The 15,900-nt window shown below is 64.1% G+C and carries 9 protein-coding genes; 5 read left to right on the top strand and 4 right to left on the bottom strand.

Annotation, left to right across the window (positions count from 1 at the left end; genetic code table 11):
* Window positions 1–62: 62 nt before the first annotated feature.
* The 3 genes from glgB to ACI2KG_RS04485 form a co-directional block, all read right to left on the bottom strand.
* Entirely contained in the window at window positions 63–2,273 is a 2,211-nt protein-coding gene (glgB, locus tag ACI2KG_RS04475; protein WP_404660948.1) for a 1,4-alpha-glucan branching protein GlgB, read from the bottom strand.
* Window positions 2,270–5,590 (bottom strand): maltose alpha-D-glucosyltransferase, encoded by a 3,321-nt coding sequence (treS, locus tag ACI2KG_RS04480; protein WP_404660949.1) that lies wholly within the window; start codon window positions 5,588–5,590, stop codon window positions 2,270–2,272. Before treS ends, glgB begins: the two co-directional genes overlap by 4 nt.
* Window positions 5,591–5,769: 179 nt before the next feature.
* Entirely contained in the window at window positions 5,770–7,788 is a 2,019-nt protein-coding gene (locus ACI2KG_RS04485) for an alpha-1,4-glucan--maltose-1-phosphate maltosyltransferase (RefSeq protein WP_404660950.1), read from the bottom strand.
* Between the two features lie 141 nt (window positions 7,789–7,929).
* On the opposite strand from ACI2KG_RS04485, the gene ACI2KG_RS04490 reads away from it, so the two are divergent.
* Window positions 7,930–8,091, top strand: a complete 162-nt coding sequence (locus ACI2KG_RS04490) for a hypothetical protein (RefSeq protein ID WP_400620347.1) — start codon at window positions 7,930–7,932, stop codon at window positions 8,089–8,091.
* 94 nt (window positions 8,092–8,185) lie between these two features.
* Here ACI2KG_RS04490 and ACI2KG_RS04495 read toward each other — a convergent pair whose 3' ends face one another.
* A complete protein-coding gene (locus tag ACI2KG_RS04495; protein ID WP_404660951.1) occupies window positions 8,186–9,868 on the bottom strand; it encodes an AMP-binding protein in 1,683 nt (560 codons plus the stop codon).
* A gap of 347 nt (window positions 9,869–10,215) precedes the next feature.
* Here ACI2KG_RS04495 and ACI2KG_RS04500 point away from each other — a divergent pair, with 347 nt between their 5' ends.
* Genes ACI2KG_RS04500 through ACI2KG_RS04515 form a run of 4 tightly spaced genes read left to right on the top strand, consistent with a single transcriptional unit; the run spans window position 10,216 to window position 15,775 of the window.
* On the top strand, window positions 10,216–11,379 hold the full coding sequence (locus tag ACI2KG_RS04500; RefSeq protein WP_404660952.1) for an isovaleryl-CoA dehydrogenase: 1,164 nt from the start codon (window positions 10,216–10,218) through the stop codon (window positions 11,377–11,379).
* Window positions 11,380–11,399: 20 nt separating this feature from the next.
* Entirely contained in the window at window positions 11,400–13,007 is a 1,608-nt protein-coding gene (locus ACI2KG_RS04505) for a carboxyl transferase domain-containing protein (RefSeq protein WP_404660953.1), read from the top strand.
* A 3-nt stretch (window positions 13,008–13,010) separates the two neighbouring features.
* On the top strand, window positions 13,011–13,826 hold the full coding sequence (locus ACI2KG_RS04510) for a gamma-carboxygeranoyl-CoA hydratase (protein ID WP_404660954.1): 816 nt from the start codon (window positions 13,011–13,013) through the stop codon (window positions 13,824–13,826).
* Window positions 13,823–15,775 carry an acetyl/propionyl/methylcrotonyl-CoA carboxylase subunit alpha gene (locus tag ACI2KG_RS04515; RefSeq protein ID WP_404660956.1) on the top strand — a complete coding sequence of 651 codons (1,953 nt, stop codon included), beginning with the start codon at window positions 13,823–13,825 and terminating at the stop codon, window positions 15,773–15,775. Before ACI2KG_RS04510 ends, ACI2KG_RS04515 begins: the two co-directional genes overlap by 4 nt.
* The last annotated feature ends 125 nt before the right edge of the window (window positions 15,776–15,900 follow it).

A 15,900-nucleotide genomic window follows, 5' to 3' on the forward strand; every position in this document is an offset into this window, starting at 1 on the left:
CAGTACTGTGTGCTAGCTGTGGGAGCTGGCTTGCCGGCGATAGGGCCGGTACAGGCAAAAGATCAGGCTGGTTTCATGATCAACACCCCAAGCGGCGGCAAGTTCAGCGCCAGCGACAGTGGCTGGCCATGGCTGGCCTCCTGGTCACTCTCCACCACCCCAAGGTTGCCGACATTCGACCCGGCATACAGTTCGGCATCGCTGTTCAACAGCTCCTGCCAGCGCTCACCAAACGGCACACCAATGCGATAGCCCTCGCGCGGTACCGGGGTGAAGTTGGCCACCACCAGCACCGGCTCGCCACCGCTGCTCCAGCGCAGCCAGGCATACACGCTGTTTTGCGCATCGTCCCCGATCAGCCACTGGAAGCCCTGCGGCTGGCAGTCTTGCTCGTGCAGCGCCGGCACTTCGCGGTACAGGCGGTTGAGGTCGCCGACCAGGCGCTGCACGCCCTGGTGCTCGGGGTACTGCAGCAGGTACCAGTCCAGCTCGCTGTCGTGGTTCCACTCACGCCATTGGCCGAACTCACAGCCCATGAACAGCAGCTTCTTGCCTGGGTGCGCCCACATGAACGTGAGGTAGGCGCGCAGGTTGGCGAACTTCTGCCAGCGGTCACCGGGCATCTTGTCGATCAGCGAGTGCTTGCCGTGCACCACTTCGTCGTGGGAGATGGGCAGGATGAAATGCTCGGAGTAGGCATAAATCAGCCCGAAGCTCATCTCGTTATGGTGGAAGGTGCGGTGCACCGGGTCGTTCTGGATGTAGTGCAGGGTGTCGTGCATCCAGCCCATGTTCCACTTGTAGGCAAAGCCCAGCCCGCCTTGCTGGGTTGGCTGGCTGACGCCGGGCCAGGCGGTGGATTCTTCGGCGATGATCAGCGCCCCGGGAGCCTCGACGGCAGCCACGCCATTGAGGTGGCGGATGAAATCGATGGCTTCGAGGTTTTCGCGCCCGCCGTGGCGGTTAGGCACCCATTCGCCGGCCTTGCGCGAATAGTCGCGGTACAACATTGAAGCCACCGCATCAACACGCAGGCCGTCGATGTGGAAGTGCTTAAGCCAGTGCAATGCCGAGGCCATCATGAAGCCGCGCACCTCGTTGCGGCCGAGGTTGTAGATCAGCGTGTTCCAGTCCTGGTGGTAGCCTTCCAGGGGGTTGTCGTATTCGTACAGTGCCGTGCCGTCGAAGCGAGCCAGGCCATGTTCGTCAGTGGGGAAATGCGCCGGTACCCAGTCCAGCAGCACGCCAATGCCGCCCTGGTGGCAGGCATCGATGAAAGCGGCGAAGTCCTCGGCACTGCCGTAGCGCGAGGTGGGGGCGAACATCGACAGCGGCTGGTAGCCCCAGGAGCCACCGAACGGGTGCTCCATGATCGGCAGCAGTTCGATATGCGTAAAGCCCAGTTCCTGCACATAGGGCACCAGGCGTTCGGCCAGCTCGCGCCAGTTGTAGTAGCGCCCGACTTCGCCCGCTTCATCCAGCTCGCAACGCCACGAACCGGGGTGCAGCTCGTAGATCGACAGTGGCGCGCTGTAGGCATGGCGCTGCGCGCGTTGCGCCATCCAGTCGTGGTCTTGCCAGGCATGGCTGAGCTCACCGGCGACCTTGGACGCGGTGCTTGGTGGCAGCTCGGTGGCACGGGCCAGCGGGTCGGCCTTCAGGGGCAAAATGCCGTCCTTGCCGAGCACTTCGTACTTGTAGGTTTCACCCACGCCCAGCCGCGGAATGAACAGCTCCCATACCCCGGCGCTGTGGCGCAGGCGCATTGGGTGGCGGCGGCCGTCCCAGTTGTTGAAGTCGCCCACCACCGAGACCCGCTTGGCGTTCGGTGCCCACACCGAGAAACACACGCCGTCGACGCCATCGACCTGCATCGGCTGCGCACCAAAGCGCCCGGACAGGTCACGGTGGTTGCCTTCGGCGAACAGGTACAGGTCCATGTCGCCCAGTTGCGGGCCAAAGCTGTAGGGGTCTTCAGTGATCTGCTCACCACCGGCCCAGCCGATCTGCAACTGGTAGGGGTGTGACTCATCAAGGTGCGCGCTGAACAAACCGGGCAGGCTGCCCTGCTCCATTTCGGCGAGGACGCGCCCGTCATGCCGCGCCAGAATGCGCACATTCAGGGCATTGGGCAGGAAGGCGCGGACGACCTGGCCGCCTGCGCCATCGCCATGGGGGCCCAGCACCGCAAATGGGTCGGCGTGCTCGGCGCGGGCCAGGGCGTCAAGGTCCCGTTGCCGAAGGCCGCCGTTTTCACGCGTTGTAACGTTCATTCTGACTCTCCCCAAGTACTGATCAGTCCATGCAGGCCATGCAAAGGCACGGCCAGCCAACTCGGACGGTTTTCGGCTTCGTATGTAATTTCGTAGGCGGCCTTTTCCAGGCAGAACAACTCCAGTGCGGCACGCTCGCCTTCGACCTGCTGCCAGGCGTGGGGCATGGCGGCGGTGGCCAGGCCATAGGCTTCGACAAAGGCATGCCGCGACTGGTGCAGGTACTGCCGGGCGACCCGTTGCCGGGCTTGCCGCGCCGGGTCGGAAAGGTCCACCGCAGACGCGCTGCGCAAGATCATCGCAGCAGCATAGTCGAAGGATCGCAGCACGCCGCTGACATCCTTGTACGGGCTGTGTTTTGCCCGGCGCTCTTGCAGCGGCCGGGACGGTTCGCCTTCGAAATCGATCAGGTAGGCATCGCCCTGCACCACCAGCACCTGGCCCAGGTGCAGGTCGCCATGCACGCGCATCAACAAACCGCCCTGGGCCTGCTCGGTCAGTTGGCTGATGTGCTGGGCCAGGCCATCACGCTGTTGTTGCAGGTCGTCGACCAGCGCCTGGCTGTCACGGTCGAGGCTGTCACGGTGCTGGGCCAGCAGGTCGAGGGCATGGGTCAGCTCGGCGCTGATCTGTGCATGCCAGCGCTGGCTGTCCTGTGCGTCGCTTGGGCGTGGCTGGAAAGCCTCGTCATCGGTTGGCGCAGCCAGCAGCAGGTGCATCTCGCCCAGGCGCTGGCCGAGCAAGGCAGCAAAGCCGGTGAGTTCGGCCAGGGCGTCGGTGTGTGCCTCGCCCTCCTGGCTGGACGGCTCCATCTGGTCGCGAATGGCCCGTTCCAGCGTGTTCTGGGTCCAGGCCCAGGCATCGCCCTGGTTGCTCAGGTAACCCTGGGCGATCATCAACAAATGCGGTGCCGCCTGCTCGTCCACCCGGCTGACCCAGGCCAGCAGTGGCGAAATATTGGCAAACCCCGCAGCGGTCAGGTAGGCGCTCATTTCCAGTTCCGGGTGAATACCTGGGTTGACCCGGCGGATCAGCTTGAGCACCACGCGGTCGCCAATCACCACCGAGCTGTTGGACTGCTCGGCGCTGAGGTAGCGCACTTCGCTTTCTTCGTTCAGCCCCAGGCTGGCCAGCGCCTGCGTGCTTTCGAAGTGCAGCTCACCCTCGCCATTGCCACACGGCAGGCGCAGGCCATCCTGGCAGGCGCGCAGCACGGCGCGGATGAAGGGCTCCAGCACGAAAGCGTCGGTTATCAGGCCAACCTGATGGGCACGGCGCACCCGCGACAGGGCCAGTTGCTGTGGCAACGCGGTGTTGATCTGCTCTTCGGGCAGCAGGCCGAACGGCAACTGGTAACGGCTGGCCGTGCCGTCGCTGAGCACTTCGATTTCGCCCAGCAATACCGGCGTGGTAGCGGTGCCGAAACGCACACCGTAGCAAAGCCGCACGGCGTCGATCGGCGCTTCCTTGCCGGCAAACCAGCGGCGCTTGGGCAGGTACTGCGGCAGGATGGTGCCTTGCAGGGTATCGCTTGCCGGGGCTTGCAACAGTTCTTCCATGCGCTTGCGCAGTACTAGCGTAGTCAATTCGGGTAACCCCTCGGTGGCCTGGATGTGCCAGCTGGGCATGCGGTCGCGGCTGGCCAGCAGGAACCAGTAGAAAGCATAGGGTGGCAAGGTCAGCAGGAACGGCAGCTGGCCGATGGGCGGAAAGGCGCTGCCGCCGAGCATCTCCACCGGTACTTTGTCGGCGAATTGTGACAATTCCAGTTCGGCAGCCTGGGCGGCGCGGGAGACGTTGGCCACGCACAGGATGACCTCGGTATTGCCGTCGGTATCGGTGTACTCGCGGATGTAGGCGAGGATGCGTCGGTTGCTGGGTGTGAGGGTGCGCAAAGTGCCGCGGCCAAAGGCCTTCTGCTGCTTGCGCACCGCCAGCATGCGCCGGGTCCAGTTCAGCAATGAGTGCGGGTCGTGGCTTTGTGCTTCGACGTTGACCGTCTGGTAGCCGTACAGCGGGTCCATGATCGGCGGCAGTACCAGGCGCTGCGGGTCGGCGCGGGAGAAACCGCCGTTGCGGTCCGGCGACCACTGCATGGGGGTGCGCACGCCATCGCGGTCGCCGAGGTAGATGTTGTCGCCCATGCCCAGTTCGTCGCCGTAGTACAGAGTGGGTGTGCCAGGCATCGACAGCAGCAGGCTGGTGAGCAGTTCGATACGCCTGCGGTCACGCTGCAACAGGGGTGCCAGGCGCCGGCGAATCCCCAGGTTGATGCGCGCGCGGCGGTCTTCGGCGTAGTAATTCCACAGGTAGTCGCGCTCGCGGTCGGTGACCATTTCCAGGGTCAGCTCATCGTGGTTACGCAGGAAGATCGCCCACTGGCAATTGGCAGGGATTTCCGGGGTCTGGCGCAGGATATCGGTGATCGGGAAACGGTCCTCCATGGCCAGGGCCATGTACATGCGCGGCATCAGCGGGAAGTGGAAGGCCATGTGGCATTCGTCGCCGGCACCTTCGCCGAAGTACGGGCGGGTGTCTTCAGGCCATTGGTTGGCTTCGGCCAGCAGCATGCGGTCGGGGTAGTTGGCGTCGATTTCGGCGCGGATCGCCTTGAGCACGTCGTGGGTTTCGGCGAGGTTTTCGTTGTTGGTGCCGTCGCGCTCTATCAGGTAAGGAATGGCATCCAGGCGCAGGCCGTCGACACCCAGGTCGAGCCAGAAGCGCATCACCCCGATTACCGCCTTGAGTACCTGCGGGTTGTCGAAGTTGAGGTCGGGCTGGTGCGAGTAGAAACGGTGCCAGAAGTACTGGCCGGCGACGGGGTCCCAGGTCCAGTTGGACTTTTCGGTGTCGAGGAAGATGATGCGTGTGCCGTCGTACTTCTGGTCATCATCCGACCACACGTAAAAGTCGCGGGCCTTGCTGCCGCGTTTGGCGTGGCGGGCGCGCTGGAACCAGGGGTGCTGGTCGCTGGTGTGGTTGATGACCAGCTCGGTGATTACCCGCAGGCCGCGCTTGTGCGCCTCGGTGATGAAACGGCGGGCATCGGCCATGCTGCCGTAGTCGGGGTGCACGGCCTTGTATTCGGCGATGTCGTAGCCGTCGTCGCGGCGTGGCGAAGGGTAGAACGGCAGCAGCCACAAGGTGTTGACGCCCAGCTCGGCGATGTAGTCGAGCTTGCTGATCAGGCCGGCGAAGTCGCCGATGCCGTCATTGTTCGAATCGAAGAACGACTTGATGTGCAGCTGGTAGATAACGGCGTCCTTGTACCACAGTGGGTCGTCGATGAAGGCTGCCGGGCGGGAACGCTTGGCCATGTGCGACTCCTTTCATTTTCAGGTTTGCCTAGGCCACTTGTGAATGCGGCTGACTTGCCCAAATTGCCGCATCCCTGTGGGAGCGGGTTCACCCGCGAACACCGGCAAAGCCGGTGCCATAGACCGCAGTGTCTGTTTCGCGGGTAAACCCGCTCCCACAGGGAATGATGTACGCCGTGCTAACGGGCCTTTTCTATTCGCCAGATACCGAACGGCTGGTGCCAGGGCTCGATGCGCATGAATTGGGTCTTGCCGTACCACGACCAGCGGTGGCCGTTCATCAGGTCCTCACCATGGGTCTCGGCGTCGTCATCCAGGCCTAACTCCCACAGCGGCAACTCGAAATGCGCTTCCTGCGCATTGTGTGGGTCAAGGCTGACGGCGATGAGGATGTAGTTGTCGCGCTCGGGTGTGCGCTTGGCGAAGTACAGGATGTTGTCGTTCCAGCAGTTGAAGAACGCCACGCCCAGGTGCGTCTGTAGCGCCGGGTTCTGCCGGCGGATGCGGTTGAGCTGCGCGATCTCGGCAATGATGTTGCCCGGCTGGGTGAAGTCTCGCGGGCGAATCTCGTACTTTTCTGAATCCAGGTACTCTTCCTTGCCCGGCAAGCTCGCTGCCTCGCACAGCTCGAAACCGGAATACATGCCCCACAGGCCCGACCCCATGGTGGCCAGCGCGGCACGGATCAAAAAGCCGGCGCGGCCGGAATGTTGCAGGAAGAAGGGGTTGATGTCGGGTGTATTAACAAAGAAATTCGGCCGGTAGCATTGGCTCCATGGCGGCTGGTTGAGCTGTTCGAAATACTCGCGCAGTTCCTGCTTGGTATTGCGCCAGGTGAAGTAGGTGTAGCTCTGCGCATAACCGACCTTGCCCAGCCGCGCCATCATTGCCGGTTTGGTGAAGGCTTCAGCAAGGAACAGCACGTCAGGGTACTGGCTACGCACATTGGCAATCAGCCATTGCCAGAACGGCAGTGGCTTGGTGTGCGGGTTGTCGACGCGGAAGGTTTTCACGCCCTCCTCGACCCAGCCGATGATCACGTCGCGTAGGGCCAGCCACAGGCTCGGCACTGCCTCGGGCGCGTAGAAATCGACGTTGACGATGTCCTGGTATTTTTTGGGCGGGTTCTCCGCATAGCGGATGGTGCCGTCGGGGCGCCAGCTGAACCAGCCCGGGTGCTCGGTCAACCAGGGGTGGTCTTGCGAACACTGGATGGCGAAATCCAGGGCGATTTCGAGGCCGTGCTGGGCGGCAGCAGAGACCAGCCGGCGAAAATCTTCGCGGCTGCCCAGTTGCGGGTGGATGGCGTCGTGGCCACCTTCTGCGCTACCGATCGCGTAGGGGCTGCCTGGGTCACCGGGCTGGGCTTGCAGGGCGTTATTGCGGCCTTTTCGGTGCTGTTTGCCGATCGGGTGGATGGGCGGGAAATACAGCACATCGAAGCCCATGTCACGGATCATCGGCAGCCGTTGGTGCACGTCGCTGAAGGTGCCATGGCGTTCGGGGTCGTCGGTGATGGAGCGCGGAAAGAGCTCGTACCAGCTGGCGAACTGCGCCTCGGGGCGGTCTACATCCAACGGGTATTCGATACTGCGGGTCAGGTAGCTGCGGTGCTCGGCCTCGCTCATCAGGCGCGTGGCCTCGGCGCCGAGCAGCAAGGCAACCTGATCCGCTGCCGACAGCGACGGCAAGCGATCCGCGAGCGCCTGCAACTGTTCGCGCAATGGGCCATCGCTGAGCTGGATGCCTTTGCCCAACAGCAAACGGCCCTCCTCAAGCTCCAGCTTGATCTCCACCCCAGCCTGGAATTTCTTTTCCAAGTCATAGCAGTAGGTGGCATACGGGTCGATCCAGGCCTCGATGCTGAACAGGTGGGGGCCGATTTCGGTCGGCGTGAATTCGCCAAGCCAGAGGTCGTTACCGGGCGAGGTCATGGGCACGCAGTGGACGCGCCGGCTGCCGGCCTGACGCCAGTTCAGCACCACCGCCATGCGATCATGGCCGTCGGTGAACACTTTGCTGCTGACGGCCACCGGCTGGTTGCTGATGGCCTTGGCGGCAAAGGCCCCACCGTCGAGCACCGGCTGGGTGGCCTCGATTGCGATACGCGGGGCCAGCAAGGCTTGCGCCAGGCTGATGGCCTGATCCGGGTGGTCATTGGCCATGGGCACGCTTTCGAAGGGCTCGTTAAGAGACATCAGGCCTTGCTCCCTTGGGCTGGTGGCGGTAAGGGTTCAGAGCCGCGCGCGCGCGTGGGGGTTCAAAAAATTTGAGCGAATTGCAGGTACCGGCGGTCGAAGCCTGCAGCGCCTCTTCATTTACCCACGCGAGGTCTGGCCATGAACATTCCTATCCCACCGGAAACCCCCGATCCGAACATCGACGACCCGAGCTTGCCGCCGCCGGTCCCGGAAGAAGAGCCGGACGAGCTGCCAATCAAGCCGACCATGCCGCCCACGGTGGGCGACCCGCCGAGTCAGGAGCCGCCGGTGAAGGGGTAAGGGTAGACCAGGATTGTGTGCTGGCAGGGCTGGCCTCTTCGCGGGTATATCGAGGCGTCGAACCGCCGCGAAAGGGCAGGATGCCCCCAGCACATCAACCCGCAGCTACAGCCGAAATCTCCGCCACACTGATCTCCCGCATGCGAAACTTCTGCACCTTCCCAGTCACGGTCATTGGGTACTCATCGACAAAGCGGATATGCCGCGGCACCTTGAAGTGCGCAATGCGTGCCTTGCACCAGCCCTGAAGTTCTTCAGCCGTGGCGCTATGTCCCGGGTGCAGCTTGATCCAGGCGACGATTTCCTCGCCATAACGGCTGCAGGGAATGCCGATCACCTGCGCATCGGCCACCGCCGGGTGGGTGTAGAAGAACTCTTCCAGTTCACGCGGGTAAATGTTCTCGCCGCCGCGAATGATCATGTCCTTGTTGCGCCCGACAATGCGCACATGGCCGTGCTCGTTCATCACCGCCAGGTCGCCTGAATGCATCCAGCCAGCCGGATCGAGGGCTTGCGCCGTAGCCAGCGGGTTGTCCCAGTAGCCGAGCATCACGCTGTAGCCGCGGGTGCACAGCTCGCCAATTTCGCCGCGCGGGACGATGCAGCCGTCGGCGTCCACCAGCTTGTTCTCCAGCTGCGGCTGGGTACGGCCGACGGTGGTCACGCGTAGCTCCAAGTCGTCGTCGGGGCCGGTTTGCAGCGACACGGGGCTGGTTTCGGTCATGCCGTAGGCAATCTGCACTTCGGCCATGTGCATCTGGTCGATGACCCGGCGCATGACCTCGATCGGGCAGGTGGCTCCGGCCATGATACCGCTGCGCAGGGTCGACAGGTCCATGTGCGCACGCGACGGGTGGTCGAGCATGGCGATGAACATGGTCGGCACGCCATAGAGGATGCTGGCGCGCTCTTCGGCCACGGCGCGCAGGGTGAGTTCTGCGTCGAAGGCGTCGTTGGGGTAGACCATGGTGCTGCCGTGGGTGATGCAGCCGAGGTTGGCCATGACCATGCCGAAGCAATGGTACAGCGGCACCGGGATCACCATGCGGTCGCGCTCGCTAAGGCCCAGGCTTTCGCCGACCATGAAGCCGTTATTGAGGATGTTGTAGTGGCTGAGCGTGGCGCCCTTGGGCGCGCCGGTGGTGCCGGAGGTGTACTGGATGTTCACCGGCTGGTCGAACTGCAGGCTACGCTGGCGGACAAGGTAGGCCTCGGTGGTGGTCTGCCCTGCCCGCTCAGCCAGCGCTTGCCAGGGCAGGAAGCCGGCCGGCGGGTTGGCAGACAGGCTGACCACGCCGCGCAGGTCCGGCAGGCTTTGGCTGGCAAGTTCACCCACAGTGGCACCGGCCAGCTCCGGTACCAGTTCCTGGACCATAGCGTGGTAATCGGACGTTTTGAAGGCATCGGCACACACCAGCCAACGGCAGCCGGACTGGCGCAGCACGTACTCCAGTTCGCCCACGCGGTAGGCCGGGTTGATGTTGACCAGAATCGCGCCGACCTTGGCGCTGGCCAGCTGCAGGATGCACCACTGGGCGCAGTTGGGTGACCAGATGCCGACCCGGTCGCCAGTATTCACACCCAGCGCCATCAGCGCGCGGGCATGCACTTCAACCTGTTCGGCCAGCTGCCGCCAACTGTAGCGCAGGCCTTGGTGGCGCGATACGAGGGCCTCGCCCTCGGCACAGCGGGCCACGGTGGCGTCGAAGGCCTGGCCGATGGTCTGGGTCAGTAGGGGTTGGTCCTGGCGACCGCGGGTATAGCTCGGTTGACTCATGGGTGTCCCTTCTTGTGGTTGTTCTGGGCACGACTGAAGCAAGCGGGAATACTCTGGCGCAGATTTACGTTTACGTAAAGGTGACGAGTTCGTTGACAGTGATCGCGCGCAGGTTTACGTTAACGTAAAGGTGATGAACGACACCCATGCTATTTGTGGAAGCCGGTGTGAGGGGCGGTTTTTTGTGGGAGCGGGCTTGCCCCGCGAATGCGATTTGTCAGGCAATGACGGTGACCCTGCTTACGCATTCGCGGGACAAGCCCGCTCCCACAAAAGCCAGGCCACTCCCCAGAGAAACCCTTGAGCTACGGTGTAACCCAATTTCAAGAACAACAAGGTGCCCCAGCATGCATTACCCCACCCTGAACTTCGCCCTGGGCGAAACCATCGACATGCTCCGCGACCAAGTCCGTACCTTCGTCACCGCCGAACTGGCCCCGCGCGCCGCGCAAATCGACCATGACAACCTGTTCCCCGCCGACATGTGGCGCAAGTTCGGTGACATGGGCCTGCTGGGCATCACCGTATCGGAAGAATACGGCGGCGCCGGCCTGGGCTACCTGGCCCACGTGGTGTCGATGGAAGAAATCAGCCGTGGCTCGGCCTCGGTGGCCCTCTCCTACGGCGCCCACTCCAACCTCTGCGTCAACCAGATCAACCGCAACGGTAACCACGAGCAGAAGCTCAAGTACCTGCCCAAGCTGATCAGTGGCGAACACATTGGCGCCCTGGCCATGAGCGAACCCAACGCCGGCTCCGACGTGGTGTCGATGAAACTGCGCGCCGAAAAGCGCGGCGACCGCTACGTGCTCAACGGCAGCAAGACCTGGATCACCAACGGCCCCGATGCCAACACCTACGTCATCTACGCCAAGACCGACCTGGACAAGGGCGCCCACGGCATTACCGCGTTCATCGTCGAGCGTGACTGGAAAGGCTTCAGCCGCAGCAACAAGTTCGACAAGCTGGGCATGCGCGGCTCCAACACCTGCGAGCTGTTCTTCGATGACGTCGAGGTGCCGGAGGAAAACATCCTCGGCCAGCTCAACGGCGGCGTGCGCGTACTGATGAGCGGCCTGGACTACGAACGGGTGGTGCTGTCCGGCGGCCCGACCGGCATCATGCAAAGCTGCATGGACCTGGTGGTGCCGTACATCCACGACCGCAAGCAGTTTGGCCAGAGCATCGGCGAGTTCCAGCTGATCCAGGGCAAGATCGCCGACATGTACACCCAGCTCAACGCCAGCCGTGCCTACTTGTATGCCGTGGCCCAGGCCTGCGACCGTGCAGAAACCACCCGCAAGGACGCCGCCGGGGTGATCCTGTACACCGCCGAACGCGCCACGCAAATGGCCCTGGAGGCGATCCAGATTCTCGGTGGCAACGGCTATATCAACGAATTCCCGGCTGGCCGCCTGCTGCGCGACGCCAAGCTGTACGAAATCGGTGCCGGCACCAGCGAAATCCGCCGGATGCTGATTGGCCGCGAACTGTTCAACGAAACCCGCTGAGCATAAGGGGACGGGCGCACATGGCTACCTTGCACACCCAGATCAACCCGCGTTCGGCGGAGTTCGCCGGCAACAGCGCGGCCATGCTCGAACAGGTCCAGGCCCTGCGTGGCCTGCTCGCCCAGGTCGCCCAGGGCGGCGGGCCCAAGGCCCAGGAGCGGCACACCTCGCGGGGCAAGCTGTTGCCGCGCGAGCGCATCGACCGCCTGCTGGACCCGGGCTCGCCATTCCTTGAGATCGGCCAGCTGGCCGCCCATGAGGTATACGGCGAAGACGTGCCGGCTGCGGGCGTGATCGCCGGCATCGGCCGCGTCGAAGGCGTGGAATGCATGATCGTGGCCAACGACGCCACGGTAAAGGGCGGTTCGTACTACCCGCTGACGGTGAAGAAGCACCTGCGTGCGCAAACCATCGCCCTGCAGAACCGCTTGCCGTGCATCTACCTGGTGGACTCGGGCGGCGCCAACCTGCCGCGCCAGGACGAAGTGTTCCCCGACCGCGAGCACTTCGGGCGGATCTTCTTCAACCAGGCCAACATGAGCGCGCAAGGCATACCACAGATTGCCGTGGTAATGGGGTCGTGCACCGCTGGCGGCGCCTACGTGCCGGCGATGGCAGACGAAGCGATCATGGTGCGCCAGCAGGCCACCATCTTCCTCGCCGGCCCGCCCTTGGTAAAAGCCGCCACCGGTGAAGTGGTGAGCGCCGAGGACCTCGGCGGCGCCGACGTGCACTGCCGCACCAGCGGCGTGGCCGACCACTATGCCGACAACGACGAACACGCCCTGGCCATCGCCCGGCGCAGCGTGGCCAACCTCAACTGGCACAAGCTGGGCAAGCTGCAGCGCCTGGCCCCGGTGGCGCCGCTGTATGCCGCCGACGAGCTGTACGGCGTGGTGCCTGCCGATGCCAAGCAACCGTTCGATGTGCGCGAGGTGATCGCGCGCTTGGTCGACGGCTCGGTGTTCGATGAGTTCAAGGCGCTGTTCGGCACCACCCTGGTGTGTGGCTTCGCCCACCTGCACGGGTACCCGGTGGCGATTTTGGCCAACAACGGCATCCTGTTCGCCGAAGCGGCGCAAAAGGGCGCGCACTTTATCGAGCTGGCCTGCCAGCGTGGCATCCCGCTGCTGTTCCTACAGAATATTACCGGCTTCATGGTCGGTAAAAAGTACGAAGAAGGCGGCATCGCCAAGCACGGCGCCAAACTGGTGACCGCCGTGGCCTGTGCCCAAGTGCCGAAGTTCACGGTGATCATCGGCGGCAGCTTTGGTGCCGGCAACTATGGGATGTGTGGCCGCGCCTACGACCCACGCTTCCTGTGGATGTGGCCCAACGCACGCATTGGCGTGATGGGGGCTGAACAAGCGGCCGGCGTGCTGGCCCAGGTCAAGCGCGAGCAGAGCGAACGCAGCGGTCAGGCCTTCAGTGCCGAGGACGAAGCCAGGCTCAAGCAGCCGATCCTCGACCAGTACGAGCACCAGGGGCACCCCTACTACTCCAGCGCCCGCCTGTGGGACGACGGCGTCATCGACCCGGCGCAGACCCGCGACGTGCTCGGCCTGGCGTTGTCCGCTGCGCTGAACGCCCCGATCGAACAGAGCCGCTTCGGCATTTTCCGGATGTGACCCATGAGCGATTTCAGCACCCTCGAAGTGATCCGCGACCCACGCGGCTTCGCCACCCTGTGGCTAAGCCGCGAGGACAAGAACAACGCTTTCAACGCACTGATGATCCGCGAGCTGATCGTCGCCATCGACCAGTTGGCCGAAGATTCAGGCCTGCGTTTTGTGCTGCTGCGTGGCCGTGGCCGGCACTTCAGCGCCGGCGCCGACCTGGCCTGGATGCAGCAGTCGGCGCAGCTGGACTTCAACACCAACCTGGATGACGCCCACGAGCTGGGCGAGCTGATGTACGCCCTGCACCGCCTCAAGGCGCCCACCCTGGCCGTGGTGCAAGGTGCGGCCTTTGGCGGTGCGCTGGGCCTGATCAGTTGCTGCGATATGGCCATAGGCGCCGAAGACGCCCAGCTGTGCCTGTCAGAAGTGCGCATCGGCCTGGCGCCGGCCGTCATCAGTCCGTTCGTGGTCAAGGCCATTGGCGAGCGTGCAGCGCGCCGCTATGCCCTCACCGCCGAGCGCTTCAGCGGCGTGCGGGCGCGAGAGCTGGGCCTGCTGGCCGAGGTGTACCCGGCCAGCGAACTGGACGCCCAGGTCGAAGCCTGGGTAAGCAACCTGCTGCACAACAGCCCGCAGGCGCTGCGTGCCACCAAAGACCTGCTGCGCGAAGTGGACGATGGCGAACTCAGCCCGGCCCTGCGCCGCTACTGCGAAAACACCATCGCCCGTATCCGCGTCAGCGCCGAAGGCCAAGAAGGCCTGCGCGCCTTTCTGGAAAAACGCCGCCCTGCCTGGCAAACCGATGACAAGAAGGAGCCGCGCCCATGAGCCGCCCCACTTTGACCACCCTGCTGGTCGCCAACCGTGGCGAAATCGCCTGCCGGGTGATGCGCACCGCCAAGGCCATGGGCCTGACCACCGTTGCCGTGCACAGCGCCACCGACCGTGACGCCCGGCACAGCCGCGAAGCCGATATCCGCGTTGACCTCGGCGGCACCAAGGCTGCCGACAGCTACCTGCTGGTCGACAAGTTGCTGGCCGCCGCCAAGGCCAGCGGCGCCCAGGCCATCCACCCGGGCTATGGCTTCCTGTCCGAGAACGCCGGCTTTGCCCGCGCCATCGAACAGGCCGGGCTGATCTTCCTTGGCCCGCCAGCCAGCGCCATCGACGCCATGGGCAGCAAGTCGGCGGCCAAGGCACTGATGGAAGCTGCCGGGGTGCCACTGGTGCCGGGCTACCACGGCGAAGCCCAGGACCTGGACACCTTCCGCGCCGCCGCCGAACGCATCGGCTACCCGGTGCTGCTCAAGGCCAGCGCCGGCGGCGGCGGCAAGGGCATGAAAGTGGTCGAGGAAGAAAGCCAACTGGCCGACGCCCTCGCCTCGGCCCAGCGTGAAGCGCAGTCGTCGTTCGGCGATGCGCGCATGCTGGTGGAAAAGTACGTGCTCAAGCCGCGGCACGTGGAGATCCAGGTGTTTGCCGACCAGCACGGCAATTGCCTGTACCTCAACGAGCGCGACTGCTCGATCCAGCGTCGCCATCAAAAAGTGGTCGAAGAGGCGCCTGCCCCTGGCCTGTCACCAGAACTGCGCCGGGCCATGGGTGAGGCGGCGGTACGCGCGGCCCAGGCCATCGGTTATGTGGGCGCCGGCACCGTGGAATTCCTGCTCGATGCGCGCGGCGAGTTCTTCTTCATGGAGATGAACACCCGCTTGCAAGTGGAGCACCCGGTCACCGAAGCCATTACCGGCCTTGACCTGGTGGCCTGGCAGATTCGCGTGGCCTGTGGTGAAGCGCTGCCGATCACCCAAGAGCAGGTGCCGCTGAAGGGCCATGCCATTGAGGTGCGTTTGTATGCCGAAGACCCGGCCAACGAATTCCTGCCGGCGACCGGCAGGCTGACGTTGTACCGTGAGTCCGCTGCCGGCGAAGGCCGTCGAGTGGACAGTGGGGTCAGCGAAGGCGATGTGGTGTCGCCCTTCTACGACCCGATGCTGGGCAAGCTGATTGCCTGGGGCGAAGACCGCGAGCAGGCGCGCCTGCGTTTGCTGGCCATGCTTGATGAGTTTGCCATTGGCGGGTTGAAGACCAACATTGCCTTCCTGCGGCGCATTCTGGCGCACCCGGCGTTTGCGGCGGCGGAGCTGGATACTGGCTTTATTCCACGTCACCAGAACGTTTTGCTGCCAGCGCCACAGGCGTTGCCGGCAGCCTTCTGGGAGGCGGCAGCCGAGGTGTGGCTGCAAGGCCAGGCCGGGCAGCAGCGGGATGATGACCGTGATTCGCCATGGGGGGAGCGCAACGGCCTGCGCCTGGGCTTGCCCCCACGCGCAAGCCTGCATTTGGTGAGTGGTGGTCAGGATCAGGCGGTTGCCCTGGAGCGCAGCGCTGCTTCTACCTGGCAATTGCTCGGCGAGCAGTTGGTGCATGACCAGGATGGGGTGCGCACCCAGCACTTGGCAATTCGCCGGGGTGGCACGCTGTACCTGCAGTGGGACGGCGAGATGCATGCGATCGAAGCCTTCGACCCGATTGCCAAGGCGGAGGCCAGCCACAGCCATCAAGGCGGCCTGGGCGCGCCCATGAACGGCAGCATCGTGCGGGTGCTGGTCGAACCTGGGCAGGTGGTTGAAACAGGCACGGCGCTGGTGGTGCTTGAGGCGATGAAGATGGAACACAGCATTCGCGCGCCGCATGCCGGGACGGTGAAGGCGTTGTTCTGCCTGGAAGGGGACATGGTCAGCGAAGGGACGGTGCTGGTCGAACTGGTGGAGTAAGGCCGTTAGGGCCGCTTTGCGGCCCATCGCGGAACTGTCAGATTTTTTGTGTGCGGGCCGGTAACGGCCTGCCGCCAGGCAGGCCCTGATTTTCACCAGGTTGGCCTGATGAACCGATCTCCGTA

The sequence above is a fragment of the Pseudomonas sp. NPDC089407 genome (assembly GCF_044900445.1).
In the GTDB taxonomy this organism is placed as follows: Bacteria; Pseudomonadota; Gammaproteobacteria; order Pseudomonadales; family Pseudomonadaceae; genus Aquipseudomonas.

What these genes read in the sequence shown, in the direction of transcription:
- ACI2KG_RS04490 (WP_400620347.1), top strand. Translation starts at nt 7,930, where the DNA reads ATGAACATTCCTATCCCACCGGAAACCCCCGATCCGAACATCGACGAC.
- ACI2KG_RS04500 (WP_404660952.1), top strand. Translation starts at nt 10,216, where the DNA reads ATGCATTACCCCACCCTGAACTTCGCCCTGGGCGAAACCATCGACATG.
- glgB (WP_404660948.1), bottom strand. Translation starts at nt 2,273, where the DNA reads ATGAACGTTACAACGCGTGAAAACGGCGGCCTTCGGCAACGGGACCTT.
- ACI2KG_RS04495 (WP_404660951.1), bottom strand. Translation starts at nt 9,868, where the DNA reads ATGAGTCAACCGAGCTATACCCGCGGTCGCCAGGACCAACCCCTACTG.
- treS (WP_404660949.1), bottom strand. Translation starts at nt 5,590, where the DNA reads ATGGCCAAGCGTTCCCGCCCGGCAGCCTTCATCGACGACCCACTGTGG.
- ACI2KG_RS04510 (WP_404660954.1), top strand. Translation starts at nt 13,011, where the DNA reads ATGAGCGATTTCAGCACCCTCGAAGTGATCCGCGACCCACGCGGCTTC.
- ACI2KG_RS04505 (WP_404660953.1), top strand. Translation starts at nt 11,400, where the DNA reads ATGGCTACCTTGCACACCCAGATCAACCCGCGTTCGGCGGAGTTCGCC.
- ACI2KG_RS04515 (WP_404660956.1), top strand. Translation starts at nt 13,823, where the DNA reads ATGAGCCGCCCCACTTTGACCACCCTGCTGGTCGCCAACCGTGGCGAA.
- ACI2KG_RS04485 (WP_404660950.1), bottom strand. Translation starts at nt 7,788, where the DNA reads ATGTCTCTTAACGAGCCCTTCGAAAGCGTGCCCATGGCCAATGACCAC.